Genomic DNA, 20,564 nt, shown 5'->3' on the forward strand with positions numbered 1-20,564 from the left:
CCGACATTCTCAACCTTCACAAATTTATGAAAGAAGCGTACGTTCGGAAGCATGACGAAGGCAATCAGCGTCGTCGGCCTCCACAAGGCATTCGGCCGCACACGCGCACTGGACGGACTCGACCTCGCGGTCACCACCGGCGAGGTCCACGGTTTCCTCGGCCCCAACGGCGCCGGCAAGTCCACGGCCATCCGGGTCCTGCTCGGACTGCTGCGCGCCGACTCCGGCCGGGCGGAACTCCTCGGCGGCGACCCCTGGGCCGACGCCGTCGCCCTCCACCGCCGCATCGCCTACGTCCCCGGAGACGTCACCCTCTGGCGGAACCTCTCCGGCGGCGAGGTCATCGACCTGTACGGGCGGCTGCGCGGCGGCCTGGACCGGGCCCGCCGCGCCGAGCTGGTCGAACGCTTCGAGCTGGACCCCACCAAGAAGGGGCGTACGTACTCCAAGGGCAACCGGCAGAAGGTCGCGCTCGTCGCCGCCTTCGCCTCCGACGCCGAACTCCTCGTCCTCGACGAACCGACCTCCGGCCTCGATCCGCTGATGGAGGAGGTCTTCCAGCGCTGCGTCGCCGAGGCCCGCGCCGCGGGGCGCACGGTCCTGCTCAGCTCGCATCTCCTCAGCGAGGTCGAAGCCCTCTGCGACCGCGTCAGCATCGTCCGCAAGGGCCGCACCGTGGAGACCGGCACCCTGGCCGAACTGCGCCACCTCACCCGTACGTCGATCAGCGCCGAGCTGGCCGGCCCGCCGAACGGGATCGCCCACCTGCCGGGCGTCCATGAGGTGCAGGTGCGCGGGACGAAGGTGCGCCTCCAGGCCGACACGGCCGTACTGCGCTCCCTGCTCGCGGCGGGCGTGCGCTCGCTGGACCTCGGCCCCGCCCACCCTCGAAGAGCTCTCCCACTACGCCGAGGACCGGCTCGCGGACGAGGGCGGGGCGAGCGTCCGATGAAGGGCCGGCTGACGGGTCAACTCACGGGTACGGGGGCCCTGCTGCGGCTGGCGATGCGACGGGACCGCTTGATGATGCCGGCGTGGATCCTCGCCACCGCGCTGCTGGTGGTCAGCATGCCCGGCTCGCTCGGCGGGGTGTACACGACCGCCGCCGAACGGGCCCAGGTCGCGGCCTCCATGAACGCCAACGGCTCGATGCGGGCCCTGTACGGACCCGTCTTCGCCGATTCCCTCGGCGGTCTGACGGCCTGGCGGGCGGGGGTGTTCGCGGCGGTACTGGCGGGTGTCATGAGCCTGATTATCGTGATCCGGCATACGCGGGAGGAAGAGGAGACGGGCCGTCAGGAACTGCTTTCCTCGGGCGTGGTGGGGCGGGGCGCCCCGCTCACGGCGGCCCTGCTCGCCGCCCTCACCGCCAATGCCTGTATCGCCCTGCTCATCGCGGGCGGCCTCGCCGCACAGGGTGTGCCGGGGGCGGTCGCGCTGGGACTGGCCGTGGGCGGCAGTGGAATGCTGTTCGCGGGAACGGCCGCTGTCGCGGCCCAGTTGACCGAGAGCGCCCGCGCGGCGAAGGGCATCACGGCCGGGGTGCTGGGCGCGGCCTTCGCCCTGAGGGCGGCGGGCGACGCCGGGGCGCCCGGTGGCACCTCGGCCCTGACCTGGGCCTCGCCGCTCGGATGGGTGGAGAACGTACGCGCCTTCGCCGCCGAACGCTGGTGGATTCTCCTTTTCCTGGCCGCCGCCGCGCCGGCGCAGGCGGGGGCGGCGTACGTCCTGGCGCGCCGCCGTGACCTGGGCCTGGGCTTCCTGCCGTCCCGGCCGGGGCCCGCCGAGGGCCGGCTCGGTACGGCGGGCGCGCTGGCGCTGCGCCTGCACCGGGGAGCCGTACTGGGCTGGGGCGCGGGCTTCCTCGTCGCCGGGGCCGTCTTCGGCGGGATGGCGGACGGCGCGGCCGAGGTGGTCGGCGGCAACGACCGGACCCGCGAGATCATCGAGCGGATGGGCGGCGCGGCCGGGGGTGTGGGCGGTGCGGGCGGGCTCACGGACGCCTTCCTCGCGACGGTGGCCGGCCTGTTCGGGATGGTCGCCGCCCTGTACGCGGTCTCGGCGGTGCTGCGCCTGAGCGGCGAGGAGACGGGGCAGCGGGCGGAGCCGCTGCTGGCGAACGCGGTGGGCCGGCTCCGCTGGGCCGCCGGCCACCTGGTGATGGCCTTCGGCGGCTCGGCGCTGATCCTGCTGCTGGCCGGGCTGGGTCTCGGCCTCGGGCACGGCCGGGAGGTGCCGGCTGCGGTGGGCGCCACGCTGGCGCAGCTCCCGGCGGTGTGGGTGATCGCGGCGCTGGCCGCGCTGCTGTACGGCGCGGCTCCCCGGTACGCGGCGGCCGCCTGGGCGGTGGCCGGTGGCGCCCTGGCCCTGGGCTGGATCGGCCCGGCGCTGAGCCTCCCTCAGGCGGCCCTGGACCTCTCGCCCTTCGCCCACCTGCCGAGGCTCCCGGCGGCCGAGACCCTGTCCTGGTCCCCGCTCCTCACCCTGACCGCGCTGGCGGTGGCCCTGACGGCGGCGGGCCTCGCCGCCCTACGCCACCGCGACCTGGCGGCGTAGGGGGCTGGTTCGGTGGCGGCTAGAACTCCACCAGCAGCCGCTTCAACCCGCGGATGACATACCCGTCCTGCCACTGCGGCTCCTCGACCAGCCGCAGTGGCGGGACCCCGTCCGCCAGCAGCGCCCCGAAGGAGGACTCCAGCTCCCGGCGGGCCAGCGGCGCCCCCAGGCAGTAGTGGATCCCGGCCCCGAAGCTCAGGTGCGGGTTGTCGGCCCGGGTGAGGTCCAGGGTGTCGGGATCCGCGAACCGCGCGGGATCCCGGTTCGCGGACCCGAACAGCAGCGCCACCTCGGCCCCGCGGGGGATGGCGGTGTCCCCGACCTCGATGTCGTCCAGTACCCAGCGCTCGAACATCTGGAGGGGAGTGTCGTACCGCATCAGTTCATCCACAGCTGTGGACAACTTTTCCGGATCGCGGCTCGCGCGGAGCGCCGCGAGCTGTCCGGGGTTGCGGAACAGGGCCCACCAGCCGTTCACGGTCGTGTTGACGGTCGCCTCGTGTCCGGCGTTCAGCAGGAGCACGCAGGTGGAGATCATCTCCTGCTCGCTGAGCCTCCCCTCCTCGTCGTGTGCGGCGATCAGCCCGGAGATCAGGTCCTCCCCGGGCCGGGCGCGCCGCTCGGTGATCAGCTCCCGCAGGTAGGCGCTGAACTCGACGCTCGCCCGCACCGCCCGCCGCGCCGTCTCCTCGTCCGGCCGGAGCTCGAACATCCCGCAGATGTCCGCCGACCAGGGCCGCAGCAGTCCCCGGTCCTCCTCCGGCACCCCCAGCAGCTCCGCGATCACCGCCACCGGCAGCGGTTCGGCGACGGTGGCCAGCAGGTCCCCGCCCCCGTCCGCCAGCAGCCGCCCGACGAGCTCCCCCGCCATCCGCCGCACGGCCGGCACCAGCCGCTCCACCGTCCGCGGGGTGAACGCCTTCGCCACCAGCCGCCGCACCCGCGCGTGCGCCGGATCCTCCAGGTCGAGCAGCCCGTTGCCGTTGAGCACGTGGAACGGTTCGTGCTCCGGCGGCGGCGCCTCCCGCCCGAACTCCTCGTGCGAGAACCGGTGGAGGTAGGTCCGCCCCAGCCGCCGGTCCCGCAGCAGCGCACTCACATCGGCGTAGTGCGGCACCAGCCACTGCCCGGTGGCCTCCCACCACACGGCCCGCCCCTGCTCGCGCAACTCCCGGTACGCCGGATACGGATCGGCGACGAACTCGGCATCCCACGGATCAAAGCCCATCCCCGCACCCTAGGCGCTGCCCCACCGGTCAACGGGGATCATGCGGCGGCGAATCGGGCCACGATCCGGACCGGTGGCCGGCCGCTCCGCACCCGGGTCCGGGTGATCCGGTCCGGGCCGGTGCGCGGCCGGTCCGTGCCGGTGCGGCCTGAGTCGGTCGGCGCGGTCCGGCGATCCAGCCCGTCCCGGGCCCGGACCGTCAGGCCGGGGTCACCAGGCGGGTCTCCCAGGCGAACACCGCGGCCTGGGTGCGGTCCCGCAGGCCCAGCTTCACCAGGATCCGGCTCACATGGGTCTTGATCGTGGACTCCGCGACCACCAGCCGGGCGGCTATCTCCCCGTTGGACAGCCCCTGCGCGATCAGGATCAGCACCTCCGTCTCCCGTTCCGTCAGTTCACCCACCCCCGCCGGATCCGCCAGCCTGCGCGCCTCGGAGATCTTCGAGAACTCCGCGATCAGCCGCTTCGTCACCGACGGCGCCAGCAGCGCCTCGCCCGCCGCCACCACCCGTACCCCGTCCGCCAGCTGACGGGCCGACGCGTCCTTGAGCAGGAACCCGGAGGCCCCGGCCCGCAGGGCCTGGTAGACGTACTCGTCGAGGTCGAAGGTCGTCAGGACCAGCACCTTCGCGTCCGTCTCCGAGGCGACGATCTCCCGCGTCGCCTCCAGGCCGTTCATCTGCGGCATCCGGATGTCCATCAGCACCACGTCCGGCCGCAGCGCCGCCACCTGGGCGATGGCCTCCCGGCCGTCGACCGCCTCGCCCACCACCTCGATGCCGTCCATGGCGTTCAGCAGGACCGAGAAGCCCTCCCGCACCATCATCTGGTCGTCGACGATCAGCACTCTGATCGTCATGCGGCCCCCTCCCGTGCCTCCGGCTCCACCCGGCCGCGCACCGGGATGAACACTGCCACCTCGTACCCGCCGGACTCCGTCGCGCCGGCCGTCATCTCCCCCTCCAGCATGGCCACCCGCTCCCGCATCCCCGTGATCCCGTGCCCGGCTCCCGGCGAGGGCCGCACATCCCCGGTCGGGGCCGCATTGACGACCCGTATCCCCAGGCCGCCCAGCACATACGACACCTCCACGCCGGCCGTCGCGCCCGGCGCGTGCCGCAGGGTGTTGCTCAGGGCCTCCTGGACGATCCGGTAGGCCGACAGCTCCACCCCCTGCGGCAGCTCCCGCACCGCGCCCGTGATGGTCTTCTCCACGCTCAGCCCGGCCTCCCGCACATTGGCCAGCAGGCCGTCCAGCGAGGCCAGCGTCGGCTGCGGGGCGTCCGGGGCCTCGTAGTCCGCGGAGCGCACCACGCCCAGCACCCGCCGCAGCTCCGTCAGGGCCGCCACCGCGTTCTCCCGGATGGTGGCGAACGCCGCCTCCAGCTCCGGCGGCGGGTTCTTCACCCGGTACGGCGCGGCCTCCGCCTGGATCGCCACCACCGACATGTGGTGCGCCACGACGTCGTGCAGCTCCCGGGCGATCGTGGTCCGCTCCTCCAGGAGCGTCCGCTTGTCCCGCTCGACGGCCGTGACCTCCTGCTGCGCGCTGACCTCCGCCCTCGCGGCCCGCCGTATCTGGATGCTGCTCGCGATCGCCAGGGCGAAGGCCGAGGTCACCGCCATCTCCGGCAGGTTCGACCCCCACTGGTCGTTGAACACCAGGGAGATGACGCTGCCCAGCGCGAGGGTCAGGGCCCACATCCAGGCCGCCACCCGGGGCCCGGTCCGCAGGGTCACCAGGACCATGACGGTGATGTGGGCGAAGAAGGCCGCCGGCGGCCAGGGCCAGTAGTCGCCGCCGCCGAACGCCGTCAGCACCACCGTCATCGCGACGGACGCCCACCACGCTCCCACCGGCCGCACCAGCGTCATCAGGATCGGCGCCGCCGCTATCAGCCCCATGATGAGCTGACCGACATCCCCCAGGTAGGCCGAGCGCATCTCGGCGGCGAACAGCACCGCGATGAAGGCCAGCACCCCCACCGCCGCATAGCGCCGCCACGGCGCGTACTGGCGTATCACCTTGGGAAGAAGGCGCAGCACCCGGCCGGGGGCATCCGCCAGCGGCATCGGCCGGTAGGCGAAAGCGTCGGTCACAAGGTCCGCGCGCAGGGTCGCGATCACATCCGATGCCAGTCGGAATTCGGGCGTCCGGGCTGTCCCCCCGGCGGTCGTCTCGGTCATGTACACCACGGTAGGTCTGCGCCGGTGTGGTTCGCGTCGCCGCCGATGGGGATTTTCCGGGGTCCCTCTCAAGTACTACACGGGCCCGTCAGTAGCCCGTCGGACGGACCAGACCCGTCTCGTACGCGAACACCGCCGCCTGGGTCCGGTCCCGCAGGCCCAGCTTCACCAGGACCCGGCTCACATGGGTCTTCACCGTCTGCTCGGCCACGACCAGATGCGCGGAGATCTCCGCGTTGGACAGCCCCTGGGCGATCAGCGACAGCACCTCCGTCTCCCGCTCGGTCAGCGCGTCGATACGTGCCCGCGAGGGCGCGCGCGGCGCCCCCAGCCGGGAGAACTCCGTGATCAGCCGCTTGGTGATGTTCGGCGAGAGCAGGGCCTCGCCGGCCGCGATCACCCGCACCGCCTCCGCGAGTTGGTCCGCCGAGGCGTCCTTGAGCAGGAAGCCGGAGGCCCCGGCCCGCAGCGCCTCGTACACGTACTCGTCGAGGTCGAAGGTGGTCAGCACCAGCACCTTCGCGGTGGCTTCCGGGGCGCCGGTGATCAGGCCCGTCGCCTCGATGCCGCCCATCCCCGGCATGCGGATGTCCATGAGCACCACGTCCGGGGCCAGTTCCGCGACCTTCGCCACCGCGTCGGCGCCGTCCACCGCCTGCCCCACGACCTGGATGTCGGGCTGTGTGTCGAGGAGCACGGTGAAGCCCTGCCGGACCATCATCTGGTCGTCGGCGATCATCACCTTGATCGGGCTGTTCATGGGACCTTCCTCGTCTCGGGAGCCGGACCCGCCGGCAGGTCCTGCGGGCCCATCGGCAGCACGGCGCTGACCTCGTAACCACCGTCGGGACGCGGTCCGGCCACCAGCTCGCCCGCCAGCATGCCCGCCCGCTCCCGCATCCCGAGCAGCCCGTGCCCCGCACCGGGCGAGCCCGGCACCGCCCGGGTGGGCGCGGAGTTCGCGACGCACAGGTGCAGATCCCGGGGCCCGTACGCGATGCCGACCTCCACCCGGGAACCGGGCGCATGGCGCAGGCAGTTGCTCAGCGCCTCCTGCACGATCCGGTACGCGGTCAGCTCCATCCCCGGTGACAGCGTCCGCCGGATCCCCGCGACCGCCGTGGTGACCTCCAGGCCCGCCCCGCGCACATTCGCGACGAGCCCGTCCAGCTCGGCCAGCGTCGGCTGGGGATGCTTCGGGGCGGCGGGATCCGGGGCGTGCTCGGAGCGCAGCACGCCCAGCACCCGCCGCAGCTCCGTCAGGGCCTCCAGCGCGTTCTCCCGGATGCCGGCCAGGTTCTCCCTCAGCTCCTCGGAGGGGTTCTCCACGAGGTGGGGGGCGACCTGCGCCTGGATGGAGATCACCGACATGTGATGGGCGACGACATCGTGCAGCTCGCGGGCGATCCGGCTGCGCTCCTCCAGCACGGTCCGCCGGGCCCGTTCCTCCGCGGTCAGCGTCTCCTGCTCGACGAGTTCCCCGCGGGCCAGCCGCAGCGCGCGCAGCGCGTACCCGAGGAGCCCCACGAAGCCGAAGAGGAGCAGCACCTCCAGGACCGTGGTCGAACTGCGGTCGGGCGCGAAGGCCAGCTCGGCCAGCCCGGTGCAGGTGACGGAGATGCCCACCACCCACACGGTGACCAGCGGCGGCACCCGCAGGGCGACCAGAAGCACCAGGGGGGCGAAGGCGAACATCCCGCCGGGAGTCCAGGGCCAGGTCTGGCCCGGCCCCACGCTGTCGTGGATCGACGCGGCGACCAGGCCCGCGGCCAGCAGCCCGAGCCACCAGGCGAGCATCGGGCGGAACATCGCGAGCCCGATGGACAGCCCGGTCATCAGCGCCAGGACCAGCGGACCGCCGCCCGTGACGTCGTAGTGGTCCTGGAGCTGCTCCGTGGTGAGGAAGCCGAAGAATATGGCCGCGTAGAGCACGGCGGCATGCGGCAGCCGGGCCAGCCACCGGGGCCGGGCCATCGGCGGCAGGGGGTCACGTCCCGGGGAGCACAGCGCCAGGACCAGCGGCTGACGCCAGAGCCGGCCCGCGCCGGACCCTGCGGCCTCCCGTGCTGGCCCGGGCGCGGGCTCGGCCTGGGGCGCACGCTGCTCGTTCACGTCGGTCAGCCTATGCATGGGTGATCTCCTTGCCGGAAGCGCGCTGCGCGGGACGGGTGGTTGACCCTGCGGGGGACCGGAGGCGGACCGCCGCCCGCTCGTGGACGCGGAACGCGGCCCAGCAGAGCCCCAGCGCGGCCGCGAACACCGGCAGCCACAGCAGCCGGGCCGCCATCCATCCCGCCGAGACGGGCGCGGTGTGCAGCCCGGGAAGGTCCGTCGAGACCAGCAGGCCGAGCGCGGTGACGGCCATCATGGCGGTCTGGTGCCACAGAAAGACCGTCATGGCGGACAGGTTGACGAGGGCAACGGCGGCCCAGGCGGCGGGCCTGCGCAGGGCCCGGCCCAGCCGCTCGCGCACCAGCAGGGCGAGCCCGCACTGCGCCAGCCCGAAGGCGACGGCGGCGAGAGTCGGCGGATTCAGATTGGAGACCGCCGCCCCCGGCACCCCCACCATGGCCGCCGGATACCCGCCCCGGAGCACCAGCGCGACGGCGGCCACAGCACCTGCCCCGACGAGCAGCAGTTGCGGGCCGCGCCGGGCGAACGCCCCACGGGACCAGGCGGCGCCCAGAGTGAAGGGGACCAGCCAGCCCGCCGCCACATTGACCCAGCCGATCCACTCCGGCCCGCCGAGGCCGAAGCGCCACAGGTCGACCCCGGCCACCACGGCCAGCGGCCACAGCGGGCCGATCCGGGCCACGAGCGGAGTCGCGGCGGTGAGGGCCGCGAACACCAGCAGGAACCACAGCGGCGACAGCACCAGCCGGACCAGCGTCCGCACTGTCTCCCCTTCCGCGCCGCCGATGAGCATCCCGCCCGCCACGACGGTCCACAGCGTGAGCACCGCGCCGACCGGACGGAACAGCCGCCGCAGCCGCAGCCCCACCCAGGTGCCGTACGGGACGCCCCGCCCGCGCGCCGACGCGTACCCCGTGGCCGCGACCTGTCCGCCGACGAGGAAGAACACCGCCAGCGTCTGGAACACCCAGGAGACCGGTGTCAGCCAGGGCATCCGGACCAGCGGGCTGCTGCCGTGCAGGTCGCCGTCGTACCAGGTCAGCGCGGTGACCAGCCAATGCCCCAGCACCACCCCGAGGATCGCCAGGGCCCGCAGGGCGTCCACCGCGCGGTCCCGCTCGGCCGGGGTGGCCGCCTCGATGCCTGCCGCCAGGGCGGACCAGCGGGTGCGCGGCTCAGCCATGGATGGCCTCCGGCGCGGAGTCGGTGCCGGGGGCGGCGCCGAGGACGATGGCCGCCAGGCTGTCGAGGGACCGCGTCCCCGGCTTGAGGTAGTCGCTGTGGCCGACGTCCCCGGCTGCGAAGGACAGCGCCCCGAAGGCGGGGTCGACCGGATCGGTGCCGAAGCCGAGCCCGCCGAGGCGGACATGCGGCACGTCGGCTATCCAGTCGCCGCTGCCCCGCCCGGCCCACACCCGGGCCGTGGACGACAGCTCCCGGACGGAGCCGGCGCCCGTGCCCGGGCTGCCGTACAGGACCATGTCGCCGACGGCGGGCCCCGTACCGGTACGGGCGCAGACCACCGAGCCGTACGAATGGCAGAGCAGCGTGAGCCGCGCGCCCGGCCCGGCTATGGAGGACAACCGGTCAAGGAACGGGCCCAGTTCGGCTGCGGCGTCGTCGGCGCGGCCGACCGTGACGACGGCCGGGCTGACCGTGCCCGGGGTGTCGTACCCGAGCCACGCCACCACGGCGGAGCGCGGGTACTGGGCGCGCAGGCGCTGCTGGAGGGCGACGGCCCCGGCGCGGAATCTCTCGTACGTGTCGAGGGTGGTGTCGGAGCCGGGCACCAGGACGGCTATCCGGTCGGCGCTCTCCAGCTCGCCGAACACCTCGACGGCCCGGCCCTTGCCCCGGCCGTCGAAGGCGAGGAACTGCGCGGTGCCGCCCGCGCCCATGGCCCGCAGCCGGTCGGCCCGCCCGCTCCGGCCGGCCTCCTCGGCCACGCGGGCCGCCTCCGCTATGGCGGTGCGCTGGGCGGCGTACCGGGCGTGGGGCTCGGTGTCGTCGGCGAATATCACGGGCGCGGGGGCGGGGACCTCCGCGGAAGCGGCCGCCGAGACGGGGAACACCACCGCCGCGGCCACCAGCGAGGCCAGCAGGGTCCGGCGCAGCCGGCCCCCGCCCGCCCCGCCTCGGGCCGACGCCGAGCCGGACGCGCCCGCCGTGGTGTCCGCTACTGCCGTCCGTACCGCTTCTGTCGTCCCTGGCCCTGTCCCCGTCCCCGTCATGACCTGTTCCTTCGGTTCGTCCGGAAGGGCCCTCACCGCCCCTCTCTGCTACCGAAGTTAGGAATCCGAGCCCGTGGTCCGCGTCCCGCCGCGGAGCGGTGTCCGCGCGTAGCTCTCAGGTATGACAGGACATACCTGAGAGGCAGCTCCTCCCCTAACGCCCGCTCCACACGCACCCGTTACGGTCAGCAGATGGACGAAGAAGACTGGCGTCACGACCGCATCGGCAGTGCCCACCGCGGAGCCAACCCGACCGTGATACGTCGCCTCGACGCCGGATTCGCGGTCATCGGAGACCGGCAGTTCCTGCCCGGCTACTCCGTCCTGCTGACCGACGACCCCGCCGTCACCCGGCTCTCGGACCTGCCCCGCGCGCGCAGGGCCACGTACCTCGCGGAGGTCGACCGCCTCGCCGAAGCCGTCGAGCGGGCCTGCGCCCGCCTCGACCCGGCCTTCCGGCGGGTCAACATCGAGATCCTCGGCAACACCGACCCCTACCTCCACACCCACATCTGGCCCCGCTACGACTGGGAGCCCGCCCACCGCCTCCCCCGGCCGGTCTGGCTGTACGAAGAGGAGTACTGGCGCGCCGAACAGCACGCGCTGGGCACCCGCCACGATGCCCTGCGGACCGCCATCGGAGCCGAACTCGACCGCCTGGCCCTGGCCGACGCCCCCTGAGCCGAGGTCCCGCGAGCCGAGACTCCCCGAGCCGCCGCAGCAGCTACCCCGAAAGGGCGGACCGGTCCCCGCCCAACGGCTCCACCAAGCCCGCCCGCCAGCGCGGCGCCGGGTCCTGGCCGGGGCAGGTCCAGTACTCCCTCGCCTCCACGATCTCCCCGGCGCGCACGGTCCACAGCGAGACGGCCCGGTAGACGACGTGGTCCTGCGACATCTCGACCTCCGTGACGACGTGGTCCCCGTCCGTCAGGACCCGCAGCACCTCCACGGGCCTCTCGTCCGAGTAGTCGTCGTCGCTGGTCACGGCGATGAAGTTGGCGCGCCCGACGATGCGCTCACCGCTCACGGGCCACTCGATGACCGCGTCCTCGGCGATCAGCCCGGCCACGCCGTCCCAGTCGCGTGCCTCGATCCGCTCCCACAGGCGTGCCACTACCTCCACCGGCTCCATGTGCCGCAGTGTCCGCCAGCGTCACGAGAGGCAACAAGCTTTGTTTGCATGCTTATTGACTTCGACACAATCGGTTGCGGCTCACTGTCGGGTGTAGTCGAGCGGGGGTGCGTCACCGCCCGTCAGCTCCCTCCGGAGGGTCCCGTCCGGCTGGAGGAACAGGCGGCTCCCGGCGCCTGGTGTGCAGGTCGGCGGGGTGCCGGAGGTGACGGCGGAGGGGCCGAGCTCCACCGGGCCGGTGGCGGCGCCGTGCAGGGGCGCGGTCCAGGCGCAGGAGAAACCGGGGTCCTGGACGGAGAGGGTCATCACCTCCTCGCCGGGCGCGCCGCGGGCGAGCGTCAGCTGCCAGGTCTGGCTGCCGCGGACGGCCTGCCAGGTGCCGAGGTACGCCTCGGGGAGCCCACCGGCCAAGCCCGAAGCGGAAGCAGAAGCAGAAGCGGAAGTAGAAGCGGAAGAACTCACCGGCCCTGGACGGGCGGTGCCCCCGGTCGGCGGACGGGGATCCTCCGCCCCGCTCATGACCGCGTACACCGTGCCCGCGGAGAGGACGGCGACGACCGCGGCCACGGCCAGGAGCAGCGCGGTGGACGCCGACCAGGGCGGCCGGACCGGAGATTCCGCTTGAGGCGGCGTGTACGCGGAGTAGGAGGGCGGTACGGGAGGTGGCGGCGGGAGGTCGGCGCGGTCCGGCCCGGCCTCCTCGCGGTCCAGCAGCCGTACGGCGTGCCGGCCGAGCTGCGCCACCAAGGGCTCGGGGAGCCAGGGTTCCAGGGCCCTGCCGTCGGCCACGGCATCGTCGGCGCCGAGCCGTGCCAGCACCTCGGCGGGCTCCGGCCGGGAGGTCGCGTCCCGCTCCAGGCAGTCCCGTACGAGGTCGTGCAGATCGGGCGGTACGCCGTCCAGGTCAGGTTCCACTTCGGCGGGGAGCCGGCCGGTGGCCGCGTAGGCGAGGACCGCGCCGAGGCGGTATACATCGCAAGCGGCGGACACGGACGCGGAGGCGGGCTCACCGCCAAGCCGCCCCGGGGCCAGGAAGCCGGGGGAGCCGAGAAAACCGGAGGAGCCGTTCCGCATCAGGCCGGTTCCGGCGGCGGCACGGGCGATGCCGAGGTCGATGACCCGCGGGCCGTCGAGGGTGAGCAGGATGTGCGACGGCTTCAGATCGCCGTGGGCGAGGCCGGCGCGGTGGAGGTCCTGGAGGGCGTACGCGAGGCCCGCGCCCAGGACCCGTACGGTACGGGGCGGCAGCGGCCCGAAGTCGTGTGCCACGACCTGGCGCAGGCTCGGCCCGGCGATGTAGGCGGTGGCCACCCAGGAGATCGCCGCCTCGGTGTCGGCGTCGAGGACCGGAGCGGTCCACTCGCCGCCGACACCACGGGCTGCGGCGACCCCCTGGCGGAACCGGAAGCGGAATGCCTCGTGGGCGGCCAGCTCGGGGTGCAGGAGCTTGACGGCGACGGTGCGGCCGCGGTCGGAATGCGCGAGGAAGACCTGGCCCGCACCGCCCGCCCCGCCCCTTCCGCCGAGGCCACCCGTGCCGCTGGCGCCCGTGCCACCGGCCCCGAGCCGGGACAGGAGGCGGTAGGGGCCTATGCGGTGCGGGTCGTGCGGATGCAGTTGTTCCATGGCCGGGTGATCCCTCCCCCTGCTGCCGAACAGCTCCGCTGGGAAGGACGGGACCCGGCCCGGCCCGGTTGCCTCCCGCCGGGGTGACACGTGCATCCGCCCGCCGCCGCCGGGCTGCCACCCGGTCGGCCCCCCCCTCAAGCCGCCGCCGGGCTGCCACCCGGCCGGCCCCCGGCCCCTCAAGCCCCCGCGGCCAGTGCCCCCTCCGCTCCCGGGAGCCGGGCCGGTTCCGGTTGGGGGAGGGTGTCCAGGGCCTCCGCCAGGCGTTCCAGGACGCGGACCGTCTCCGCGAAAGCGGAGTCGCCCAGTTCCGCCGCCAGCCGGGCCGCCATCGCCGCGTGGCCCGGACCGATCCGGTCCACCGCCGTGCGGCCCTGTTCCGTCGGGCGGAGCAGTTTCGCCCTGCGGTGGGCCGGGTTCGGGACGTACTCCGCGAGGTCCTTCGCCACCAGCAGATCCGCGATGCGCTGGACGCTCTGCCGGGTGATGCCCATCGTGCGGGCTATCCCCGCGACCGGCAGCGGCTCCCGCAGCACCGCGCCCAGGACCTGCCACCAGGCCGCCGTCAGCCCGGCCGGGCGGGCCAGTTCCTCGGAGAGGGAGAGGAACTGGCCGTTCAGCCGGAACACCCCGAGCGCGGTACGGCTCAGCAGGTCCTGCCGGACACCAGCACCGGGATCCGCCGACGCCGGAAAACCGGAGCCGTCCCCACCGGAGCGTCCCGCCCCCGCCTCAGACCCCACCTCAGGCCCCGCCCCCTCACGCATCGCCCGCCGCCGATGCCGCCATCAGGACCGGGTACGCGTTCGGGTCCGAGTCGTGGAAGAGGTCGTACCAGGCGCCCAGCACGTCCGGCTTGTAGACGTCCAGGCGGGCGAAGACCTCGCGGGCGAAGGCGACCGGCTCCGTCGGGCCCGCCGTGATCAGGTCGCCGTCCGTCACCGCGTCGGCCTCGACGTAGTGCGCCGCGCCGCCGTAGCCCGGCTGCTCCGCCAGGTAGAAGGAGACGGCGCTGGTGTGCGCCCGCCCGTCCAGCAGGCCCTCGCGGGCGAGGCCCGCCGTGGCCCCGCAGATCGCCGCGACCGGCACCCCGGCCGCCAGGAACTCCCGTGCCTTCGCGGCGAACGGCGCCAGAGTGTCCCCTTCGTCCCACAGGGAGGCCCCGGTGAGGATCAGCAGCGAGGAGTCTTCCGGTCGCAGGTCGTCGAGGCTCAGGTCAGGCTGGATGCGGATGCCGCCCATGGTGGTGACGGGCTCTCCGGCGGCGAGGCCGACCGTGCGGACGGCGTGGCCGCGCTGGGTGAGGTGAGCGGTGGTGTGGCCGGTCTCCCAGTCCGCGTACGTGTCGTAGACGGCGAGGTGGACGGGCTTGCGGGGGGTCTCGCTCATGGTGCTTCGCCTCCAGCGACGAATCGGTGCGATCCGGGCTTTTCGGGTCCGCCGGAGAGAGGCGTTCCACGAAAAGCTCTATGACAAGAGACTGTCATGACGACAGGATGCTGTCAAGTCGGGTTCCGGCCGCGCACGCCGCGCAGACAGACTGCCGAGACCCGCCCGCCACTCCCGTACAGTCCGCCGATATCCCGCCCCACCTGCGCACTTCTAGCGTGGCGCCATGACCCCTCATGCCACCCCGCACACCCTCGCCGCCGTGAAGGACGCAGACCGGAAGCATGTCTTCCACTCCTGGTCCGCACAGGCCCTGATCGACCCGCTCGCCGTCGCGGGGGCCGAGGGCTCGTACTTCTGGGACTACGACGGCACGCGCTACCTCGACTTCTCCTCCCAGCTGGTGAACACCAACATCGGCCACCAGCACCCCAAGGTCGTCGCCGCGATCCAGGAGCAGGCCGCCCGGCTCTGCACCCTCGCCCCCGGCTTCGCCGTCGACGTCCGCTCCGAGGCCGCACGCCTCATCGCCGAGCGGACCCCGGGCGACCTGGACAAGATCTTCTTCACGAACGGCGGCGCCGAGGCCGTCGAGAACGCCGTCCGCATGGCCCGTTTGCACACGGGCCGCGCCAAGGTGCTCTCCACCTACCGCTCCTACCACGGGGCCACCGCCGCGGCGATCAACCTCACCGGCGACCCGCGCCGCTGGCCCTCCGACACGGCCGCCGCCGGCGTCGTGCACTTCTGGGGGCCCTACCTCTACCGCTCCGCCTTCCACGCCACCACCGAGGCCGAGGAGTGCGAGCGCGCCCTCGCCCACCTCGCCGACACCATCGCCTTCGAGGGCCCGCAGTCCATCGCCGCGATCATCCTGGAGACCGTGCCCGGCACCGCCGGGATCATGGTCCCGCCCGCCGGCTACCTCGCGGGCGTCCGCGAGCTCTGCGACCGCCACGGGATCGTCTTCATCCTCGACGAGGTCATGGCCGGATTCGGCCGCACGGGCAAGTGGTTCGCCGCCGAGCACTGGGACGTCACCCCCGACCTGATCACCTTCGCCAAGGGCGTCAACAGCGGCTACGTGCCGCTCGGCGGCGTGGCCATCTCGGCCGCGATCGCGGACACCTTCGCGACCCGCCCCTACCCGGGCGGACTGACGTACTCCGGCCACCCCCTGGCCTGCGCCGCCGCCGTCGCCACGATCACCGCCATGGAGGAGGAGGGCGTCGTGGAGCACGCCGCGCACCTCGGGGAGAACGTGCTCGGCCCGGCCCTCGCGGAGCTGGCCGAGCGCCACCCCTCCGTGGGCGAGGTCCGCGGCCTCGGCGCCTTCTGGGCCCTGGAGCTCGTACGGGACAAGGAGACCCGCGAGCCCCTGGTCCCGTACAACGCGGCCGGTGCGGCGAACGCGCCCATGGCCGAGTTCGCGGCGGCCTGCAAGGCGTCCGGCCTGTGGCCCTTCGTGAACATGAACCGCACCCACGTGGTCCCGCCGTGCACCATCACGGAGGCGGAGGCCAAGGAGGGCCTGGCCCTGCTGGACGAGGCGCTGACGGTCGCGGACCGGCACACCACCTCCGCCTGAGACCGCCGGCCGTTCCCGGCCGGTCCCCGGCCCGTGCCCGCCCCGGGCCCCGGCCCCGCCCCGGTCCGGGTCCCGGGGACTTGCGTCCGCATAACGATCACAGACCGCTCGGTTTCGGCCGCGCTGCCTGGCCTATGGTGTCCGGAGTCCAACGACAGGAGACGGACCCCTATGCCAGGCAGCGGAGCTGTCACCCGCAACACACTGCGCCAGCAGATCGCGGACGCGCTGCGTGACGAGGTGCTGGCCGGCCGCCTGCCTCCGGGGACCGAGTTCACCGTCAAGCAGATCGCCGAGCAGTACGAGGTCTCCGCGACCCCGGTGCGCGAGGCCCTGGTGGACCTCTCCGCGCAGGGCCTGCTGGAGCTCGTCCAGCACCGCGGCTTCCGCGTTCGGGTCCTCTCCGTGGACGACTTCCGCGGGATGATCGAGGCCCGCGCGCTCGTCGTCGACGGGATCTTCCGCCGGCTCGCGGAGCGCGGTGTGGCCCCCGGTGGCGCCGAGATGCTGGTCTCCGTACGCCGCCGGGGCGAGGAGGCGCGGCGGGCCGCCGAGAGCGGTTCGCTCGAAGTGCTGATCGGTTATGACCTGCGCTTCTGGCGGGAGCTGAGCGGGCTGGTCGCCAACACCTACATCACCGAGTTCCTGCACCGCATCCGCGTGCAGTGCTGGGTCTTCGCCGTTCCCCACCTCCAGCGCGAGCCGCGGCTGCGCGACGCCCTGTGGAACGGGCACAGCGAGCTGGTCGACGCCGTGACCCTCTCCGACGCCGACGCCGTGCGCCGCATCGTGCGCGGCTACAACGAGCACGCCCTGGCCTGGGCCGCCGGTCTCTGAACGGCCGGGGGAGCCCCCGAGGTTCCGCGCACCCCTTCGCGGAGGGTGTCCGGGCCACTACTCTGGCCCGATCGGCGGCATCGACTGATCGGAGGCCGAATGGCCTGTGACCTGTGGCTGGTCCCCCTTGTCGACGTGCTGTGCCACAGCCCCGACAACCCCTTCGCGGAAGAGATCGCCTCGTACGACAAGGCGCTGGGCGCGGCCGGGCTGCCGCCCGTGCCCGTGTTCGCGTACATGCCGGGTCTGAGCGGGGACGTCGCCCCGGTCGCCGGATTCGACTACGACGCCCTGCACTTCCTCAGACGCGCCTACCTGCTCCAGCTCTGCGGGCTGCCGGTGACCCCGGTGGACGAGCTCGGCGGGGACTACGAGCAGCTCCTGGAGATGTTCGAGCCGACGGCCCAGCAATCGCACCTGGTCTGGCACTACGACCACGCCGGGGCCTACGTCCCGGTGGACTTCCCCGTTCCGCTGGCGAACGAGGAACTGCTGGCCGGGGGCGGCCCGCTGGGCTCCGCGCAGGGGCTGCTGCGGGAGCTGATGTTCGTGGCGCCGGCCATCGGGATAGACCCCGGGAACCCGCCCGCGGCCCCGGCGCCGCCGGGCAGGCCCACCGCGTTGGAGGAGCCGGCGGGTCCGATTCCGCACGACGACAGCCCGTTCGCGCGGGAGCGGCACGTATGGCTGGGGCTGCACGCGGCGGCTACGCGGAGCCTCGGCCAAGGCTCAATGATCATTTTCAGCTGACCGATTCGTATCAGCCGATTCGCTCCGGCCGGTTCGCGCCGGCGTCGCGCCAGCCGGTTCGCGCCGCCCCGTCGGTGCCGCCCCGTCCGCGCCGACCGGTCCCGCCGAGCCCCGCCGCGCCCTCAGCGCGGCTGCTCCGGAGGCCGCTGGCGGGGCATGTTCGGGCGGGTGCCCGGCGGCAGGGGGAAGCGGGCCGGCGGGATGTAGGCGTCCGCACGCCCCCCGGCCCCCAGCGACTGCATCACCAGCGGCGCCGGGCCCGCCCGGAACTCCACCATCCAGTCCGCCGTCTCCGACCGCACCAGCTCCGTGATGTCCTCGGAGAAGCGCCGCAGCACCATCAGGCACCGCTCGGCGGCCTCACTGGCCGTGCCCTCGGTGGGCCCGAGCACCTCCCGCACGTTCTCCGAGGCCCAGTCGAACTGGAGCGTCTGGAGCCGCCTCTGCACCGCCTGCGCCGTCGCCACGTCCCGCATCCACCCCGAGGTCAGCCCGAAGAACCGGTCGCACGCCAGCGCCGCCGCGCCCAGCAGCAGCGCCAGGTACCCGTACGTCGACCCGCCCGGCGCCGAGCCCGTCAGTTCCAGCACCGGCATCGCGGCGCCCGTGATCGCGCCCAGGGCCGCGCCCACCCGCAGGACGCGCGCCCCGCGCCGCTTCCACGCCCGGTCGGACAGGTACCACTCGGCGGTGCGCAGCGCGTCCGCCTCCACCCGCCGGTAGAGCTCGTCCAGCCGCTCGGCGGGCTCGCCCCAGTCGCCGAGGGGGAAGGGCCGCCCGGTCAGATCGCCGCCCCCCGCAATCGGTACGCCGCCCTCCTCGCGGGCATCCCGGGGATCCCGGGGTGGCCCCTCGGGCTGCATCTCCGGCTGGCTCACCCGGCGCTCCCTCTGCCTGCGCTGACGTGTGGTGGTGCGCGTGTGCGCAATGATGCGCATGCTCTTCCTACCTTCGAATGTCGGGCGATGGACAACGAATCCCGCGTTTTCCGCTCGCAAGGAGGTCTCCATCAGGTACGCGCACGCCCCGCCTCTCACTCGAAAGAGTTGGTCCTCACGGCGTAGGGCGCGGCGCGCGGGGAGCACGTAGGCTCGGATTGACCAAGCGTTCCGAAGGTCGCGACGCAATCGACGTAGGAGTGAGTGCCCAGTGATTCCCGGTGGTGGCCAGCCCAACATGCAGCAGCTGCTCCAGCAGGCCCAGAAGATGCAGCAGGATCTCGCGGCCGCGCAGGAGGAGCTGGCGCGGACCGAGGTCGAGGGGCAGTCCGGCGGCGGTCTGGTCAAGGCGACCGTCACCGGCTCCGGCGACCTGCGCGCCCTGGTGATCGACCCGAAGGCCGTGGACCCGGAGGACACCGAGACCCTCGCCGACCTGGTGGTGGCGGCCGTGCAGGCCGCCAACGAGAATGCCCAGGCGCTCCAGCAGCAGAAGCTGGGCCCCCTCGCCCAGGGCCTGGGCGGCGGCAGCGGCATCCCCGGCCTGCCGTTCTAGTACCGGTGCGCGCGGAGGCCGCGTGCGTACGCGTTCCCCGCGCGCACGCGGTTCCCGCACCCGCCGGTCCCTCCCCGACCGAAGACGAAAGAAGGCAGTCCGTTGTACGAAGGCGTGGTCCAGGACCTGATCGACGAACTGGGCAGGCTGCCCGGCGTCGGGCCCAAGAGCGCGCAGCGGATCGCCTTCCACATCCTGCAGGCCGAGCCCACCGACGTCCGGCGCCTCGCGCACGCGCTGCTGGAGGTCAAGGACAAGGTCCGCTTCTGCGCGGTGTGCGGCAACGTCGCGCAGGAGGAGCGGTGCGGCATCTGCCGCGACCCGCGCCGGGACCCGGCGGTCATCTGCGTCGTGGAGGAGCCGAAGGACGTCGTCGCGATCGAGCGGACGCGCGAGTTCCGGGGCAAGTACCACGTGCTCGGCGGGGCGATCAGCCCCATCGAGGGCGTCGGCCCGGACGATCTGCGCATCCGCGAACTGCTCGCGCGCCTGGCGGACGGCGAGGTGACCGAGCTGATCCTCGCCACCGACCCGAACCTGGAGGGCGAGGCCACCGCCACCTACCTCGCCCGCATGATCAAGCCCATGGGCCTGAAGGTCACCCGCCTGGCCAGCGGGCTCCCCGTCGGGGGAGATCTGGAGTACGCGGACGAGGTCACGCTCGGGCGGGCCTTTGAAGGAAGGCGACTTCTCGATGTCTGACGCAACGCTGCACGCCCTGGCCCAGGATCCGGACGACTTCGCCGTCCAGATCGCGGACCAGATCGAGTCCTTCATCGTCGCGGTCACCGAGGTGGCCAAGGGCGAGGACCCGGACAGCGCGGTGCCCTTCCTCCTCCTGGAGGTGTCCCAGCTGCTGCTCGCGGGCGGCCGGCTGGGCGCGTACCAGGACGTGCTGCCCGAGGAGCGCTACGAGCCGGACCTCGGCCCGGAGCCGGATGTGGACGAGCTGCGCGAGCGCTTCGCGTACATGCTGGAGCCCGTCGACGTGTACTCGGAGGTCTTCGACCCCTACGAGCCGCGCAAGGCCCCCGTCGCGCACCGGATCTCCGACGACCTGGCGGACGTCGTCGCGGACCTGCGGCACGGGCTCATCCACCACCAGGCCGGCCGGATCACCGAGGCCCTGTGGTGGTGGCAGTTCTCGTACTTCACCAACTGGGGCCCCACCGCCTCGGCCACACTGCGCGCCCTCCAGTCGCTGATCGCGCATGTGCGCCTGGACCAGCCGCTGGCGGCCCTGGACGGCCTCGACATCGACGAGGACCTGAGCGAGGACGACCTCGCGGAGCAGGCCGGACAGGTGATGGCGCAGGAGCTGGGCGGCATCGGCCGCACGAGGGTCCGCGTCAGCCGGGAACCCGGGATCTGATCCGTTCGTCTCATGATGTGGCACGAGGCGGTCGGATCCCG

At 73.3% G+C, this 20,564-nt stretch carries 20 protein-coding genes and 1 pseudogene; 9 read left to right on the top strand and 12 right to left on the bottom strand.

Translation table 11 applies throughout. From position 1 onward, the window contains the following. The first annotated feature begins 51 nt into the window (after positions 1-51). Positions 52-952: pseudogene (locus tag ABZ873_RS01975) on the top strand (ABC transporter ATP-binding protein). Beyond that, positions 949-2,556 (top strand): ABC transporter permease, encoded by a 1,608-nt coding sequence (locus tag ABZ873_RS01980; RefSeq protein ID WP_360863903.1) that lies wholly within the window; start codon positions 949-951, stop codon positions 2,554-2,556. The pseudogene ABZ873_RS01975 and the gene ABZ873_RS01980 overlap by 4 nt, the downstream one beginning before the upstream one ends. Before the next feature lie 19 nt (positions 2,557-2,575). On the opposite strand, the gene ABZ873_RS01985 is transcribed toward ABZ873_RS01980, so the two are convergent. The 7 genes from ABZ873_RS01985 to ABZ873_RS02015 form a co-directional block, all read right to left on the bottom strand. Continuing rightward, the gene (locus tag ABZ873_RS01985; protein ID WP_360863905.1) at positions 2,576-3,784 is read right to left on the bottom strand and encodes a cytochrome P450; all 1,209 of its coding nucleotides are present in this window, start codon (positions 3,782-3,784) and stop codon (positions 2,576-2,578) included. 199 nt (positions 3,785-3,983) lie between these two features. After that, positions 3,984-4,643, bottom strand: a complete 660-nt coding sequence (locus ABZ873_RS01990) for a response regulator transcription factor (protein WP_360863906.1) — start codon at positions 4,641-4,643, stop codon at positions 3,984-3,986. Beyond that, positions 4,640-5,971 (bottom strand): histidine kinase, encoded by a 1,332-nt coding sequence (locus ABZ873_RS01995; RefSeq protein ID WP_360863908.1) that lies wholly within the window; start codon positions 5,969-5,971, stop codon positions 4,640-4,642. The genes ABZ873_RS01990 and ABZ873_RS01995 overlap by 4 nt, the downstream gene beginning before the upstream one ends. Positions 5,972-6,059: 88 nt before the next feature. After that, positions 6,060-6,731 carry a response regulator transcription factor gene (locus tag ABZ873_RS02000; protein ID WP_360863910.1) on the bottom strand — a complete coding sequence of 224 codons (672 nt, stop codon included), beginning with the start codon at positions 6,729-6,731 and terminating at the stop codon, positions 6,060-6,062. Further along, positions 6,728-8,101, bottom strand: a complete 1,374-nt coding sequence (locus ABZ873_RS02005; protein ID WP_360863912.1) for a histidine kinase — start codon at positions 8,099-8,101, stop codon at positions 6,728-6,730. Before ABZ873_RS02005 ends, ABZ873_RS02000 begins: the two co-directional genes overlap by 4 nt. Further along, positions 8,094-9,287, bottom strand: coding sequence for an acyltransferase (locus tag ABZ873_RS02010; protein WP_360863913.1), 1,194 nt, complete (start codon positions 9,285-9,287; stop codon positions 8,094-8,096). Before ABZ873_RS02010 ends, ABZ873_RS02005 begins: the two co-directional genes overlap by 8 nt. Next, the gene (locus ABZ873_RS02015; RefSeq protein ID WP_360863915.1) at positions 9,280-10,335 is read right to left on the bottom strand and encodes an alpha/beta hydrolase; all 1,056 of its coding nucleotides are present in this window, start codon (positions 10,333-10,335) and stop codon (positions 9,280-9,282) included. Before ABZ873_RS02015 ends, ABZ873_RS02010 begins: the two co-directional genes overlap by 8 nt. 192 nt (positions 10,336-10,527) lie before the next feature. Here ABZ873_RS02015 and ABZ873_RS02020 point away from each other — a divergent pair, with 192 nt between their 5' ends. Continuing rightward, positions 10,528-11,016, top strand: coding sequence for an HIT domain-containing protein (locus ABZ873_RS02020; RefSeq protein WP_360863917.1), 489 nt, complete (start codon positions 10,528-10,530; stop codon positions 11,014-11,016). 43 nt (positions 11,017-11,059) lie between these two features. Here the strand turns inward: ABZ873_RS02020 and ABZ873_RS02025 are convergent, their stop codons facing one another. The 4 genes from ABZ873_RS02025 to ABZ873_RS02040 form a co-directional block, all read right to left on the bottom strand. Further along, positions 11,060-11,467, bottom strand: a complete 408-nt coding sequence (locus tag ABZ873_RS02025; protein WP_360863919.1) for a nuclear transport factor 2 family protein — start codon at positions 11,465-11,467, stop codon at positions 11,060-11,062. 81 nt (positions 11,468-11,548) lie between these two features. Beyond that, positions 11,549-13,093: a serine/threonine-protein kinase gene (locus tag ABZ873_RS02030; protein WP_360863920.1), complete on the bottom strand. Its 1,545-nt coding sequence runs from the start codon at positions 13,091-13,093 to the stop codon at positions 11,549-11,551. Positions 13,094-13,272: 179 nt separating this feature from the next. Continuing rightward, complete coding sequence (locus tag ABZ873_RS02035; protein ID WP_360863922.1) at positions 13,273-13,836, bottom strand: helix-turn-helix domain-containing protein; 564 nt, start codon at positions 13,834-13,836, stop codon at positions 13,273-13,275. A gap of 16 nt (positions 13,837-13,852) precedes the next feature. Then, positions 13,853-14,482 (bottom strand): type 1 glutamine amidotransferase family protein, encoded by a 630-nt coding sequence (locus ABZ873_RS02040; RefSeq protein WP_360863924.1) that lies wholly within the window; start codon positions 14,480-14,482, stop codon positions 13,853-13,855. A gap of 226 nt (positions 14,483-14,708) precedes the next feature. Here ABZ873_RS02040 and ABZ873_RS02045 point away from each other — a divergent pair, with 226 nt between their 5' ends. From ABZ873_RS02045 to ABZ873_RS02055, 3 genes are all read left to right on the top strand, one after another. Next, a complete protein-coding gene (locus tag ABZ873_RS02045; RefSeq protein WP_360863926.1) occupies positions 14,709-16,070 on the top strand; it encodes an aspartate aminotransferase family protein in 1,362 nt (453 codons plus the stop codon). A 171-nt stretch (positions 16,071-16,241) separates the two neighbouring features. Beyond that, complete coding sequence (locus tag ABZ873_RS02050; RefSeq protein WP_360863928.1) at positions 16,242-16,907, top strand: GntR family transcriptional regulator; 666 nt, start codon at positions 16,242-16,244, stop codon at positions 16,905-16,907. A gap of 99 nt (positions 16,908-17,006) precedes the next feature. Next, positions 17,007-17,657 (top strand): hypothetical protein, encoded by a 651-nt coding sequence (locus ABZ873_RS02055; RefSeq protein ID WP_360863929.1) that lies wholly within the window; start codon positions 17,007-17,009, stop codon positions 17,655-17,657. Positions 17,658-17,779: 122 nt separating this feature from the next. Here the strand turns inward: ABZ873_RS02055 and ABZ873_RS02060 are convergent, their stop codons facing one another. After that, the gene (locus tag ABZ873_RS02060) at positions 17,780-18,535 is read right to left on the bottom strand and encodes an SLATT domain-containing protein (protein ID WP_360863931.1); all 756 of its coding nucleotides are present in this window, start codon (positions 18,533-18,535) and stop codon (positions 17,780-17,782) included. Positions 18,536-18,806: 271 nt separating this feature from the next. On the opposite strand from ABZ873_RS02060, the gene ABZ873_RS02065 reads away from it, so the two are divergent. The 3 genes from ABZ873_RS02065 to ABZ873_RS02075 all read left to right on the top strand — a co-directional run bounded on the left by ABZ873_RS02065 (position 18,807) and on the right by ABZ873_RS02075 (position 20,523). Then, positions 18,807-19,151, top strand: a complete 345-nt coding sequence (locus ABZ873_RS02065; protein WP_360863933.1) for a YbaB/EbfC family nucleoid-associated protein — start codon at positions 18,807-18,809, stop codon at positions 19,149-19,151. Between the two features lie 102 nt (positions 19,152-19,253). Continuing rightward, positions 19,254-19,853 carry a recombination mediator RecR gene (gene recR / locus ABZ873_RS02070; protein WP_360863935.1) on the top strand — a complete coding sequence of 200 codons (600 nt, stop codon included), beginning with the start codon at positions 19,254-19,256 and terminating at the stop codon, positions 19,851-19,853. Beyond that, positions 19,846-20,523, top strand: a complete 678-nt coding sequence (locus tag ABZ873_RS02075) for a DUF5063 domain-containing protein (protein ID WP_360863936.1) — start codon at positions 19,846-19,848, stop codon at positions 20,521-20,523. Before recR ends, ABZ873_RS02075 begins: the two co-directional genes overlap by 8 nt. The last annotated feature ends 41 nt before the right edge of the window (positions 20,524-20,564 follow it).

The organism is Streptomyces sp. NPDC047014, assembly GCF_040644195.1.
GTDB lineage: Bacteria > Actinomycetota > Actinomycetes > Streptomycetales > Streptomycetaceae > Streptomyces.

What these genes read in the sequence shown, in the direction of transcription:
- ABZ873_RS01980 (WP_360863903.1), top strand. Translation starts at nt 949, where the DNA reads ATGAAGGGCCGGCTGACGGGTCAACTCACGGGTACGGGGGCCCTGCTG.
- ABZ873_RS01985 (WP_360863905.1), bottom strand. Translation starts at nt 3,784, where the DNA reads ATGGGCTTTGATCCGTGGGATGCCGAGTTCGTCGCCGATCCGTATCCG.
- ABZ873_RS01990 (WP_360863906.1), bottom strand. Translation starts at nt 4,643, where the DNA reads ATGACGATCAGAGTGCTGATCGTCGACGACCAGATGATGGTGCGGGAG.
- ABZ873_RS01995 (WP_360863908.1), bottom strand. Translation starts at nt 5,971, where the DNA reads ATGACCGAGACGACCGCCGGGGGGACAGCCCGGACGCCCGAATTCCGA.
- ABZ873_RS02000 (WP_360863910.1), bottom strand. Translation starts at nt 6,731, where the DNA reads ATGAACAGCCCGATCAAGGTGATGATCGCCGACGACCAGATGATGGTC.
- ABZ873_RS02005 (WP_360863912.1), bottom strand. Translation starts at nt 8,101, where the DNA reads ATGCATAGGCTGACCGACGTGAACGAGCAGCGTGCGCCCCAGGCCGAG.
- ABZ873_RS02010 (WP_360863913.1), bottom strand. Translation starts at nt 9,287, where the DNA reads ATGGCTGAGCCGCGCACCCGCTGGTCCGCCCTGGCGGCAGGCATCGAG.
- ABZ873_RS02015 (WP_360863915.1), bottom strand. Translation starts at nt 10,335, where the DNA reads ATGACGGGGACGGGGACAGGGCCAGGGACGACAGAAGCGGTACGGACG.
- ABZ873_RS02020 (WP_360863917.1), top strand. Translation starts at nt 10,528, where the DNA reads ATGGACGAAGAAGACTGGCGTCACGACCGCATCGGCAGTGCCCACCGC.
- ABZ873_RS02025 (WP_360863919.1), bottom strand. Translation starts at nt 11,467, where the DNA reads ATGGAGCCGGTGGAGGTAGTGGCACGCCTGTGGGAGCGGATCGAGGCA.
- ABZ873_RS02030 (WP_360863920.1), bottom strand. Translation starts at nt 13,093, where the DNA reads ATGGAACAACTGCATCCGCACGACCCGCACCGCATAGGCCCCTACCGC.
- ABZ873_RS02040 (WP_360863924.1), bottom strand. Translation starts at nt 14,482, where the DNA reads ATGAGCGAGACCCCCCGCAAGCCCGTCCACCTCGCCGTCTACGACACG.
- ABZ873_RS02045 (WP_360863926.1), top strand. Translation starts at nt 14,709, where the DNA reads ATGACCCCTCATGCCACCCCGCACACCCTCGCCGCCGTGAAGGACGCA.
- ABZ873_RS02050 (WP_360863928.1), top strand. Translation starts at nt 16,242, where the DNA reads ATGCCAGGCAGCGGAGCTGTCACCCGCAACACACTGCGCCAGCAGATC.
- ABZ873_RS02055 (WP_360863929.1), top strand. Translation starts at nt 17,007, where the DNA reads ATGGCCTGTGACCTGTGGCTGGTCCCCCTTGTCGACGTGCTGTGCCAC.
- ABZ873_RS02075 (WP_360863936.1), top strand. Translation starts at nt 19,846, where the DNA reads ATGTCTGACGCAACGCTGCACGCCCTGGCCCAGGATCCGGACGACTTC.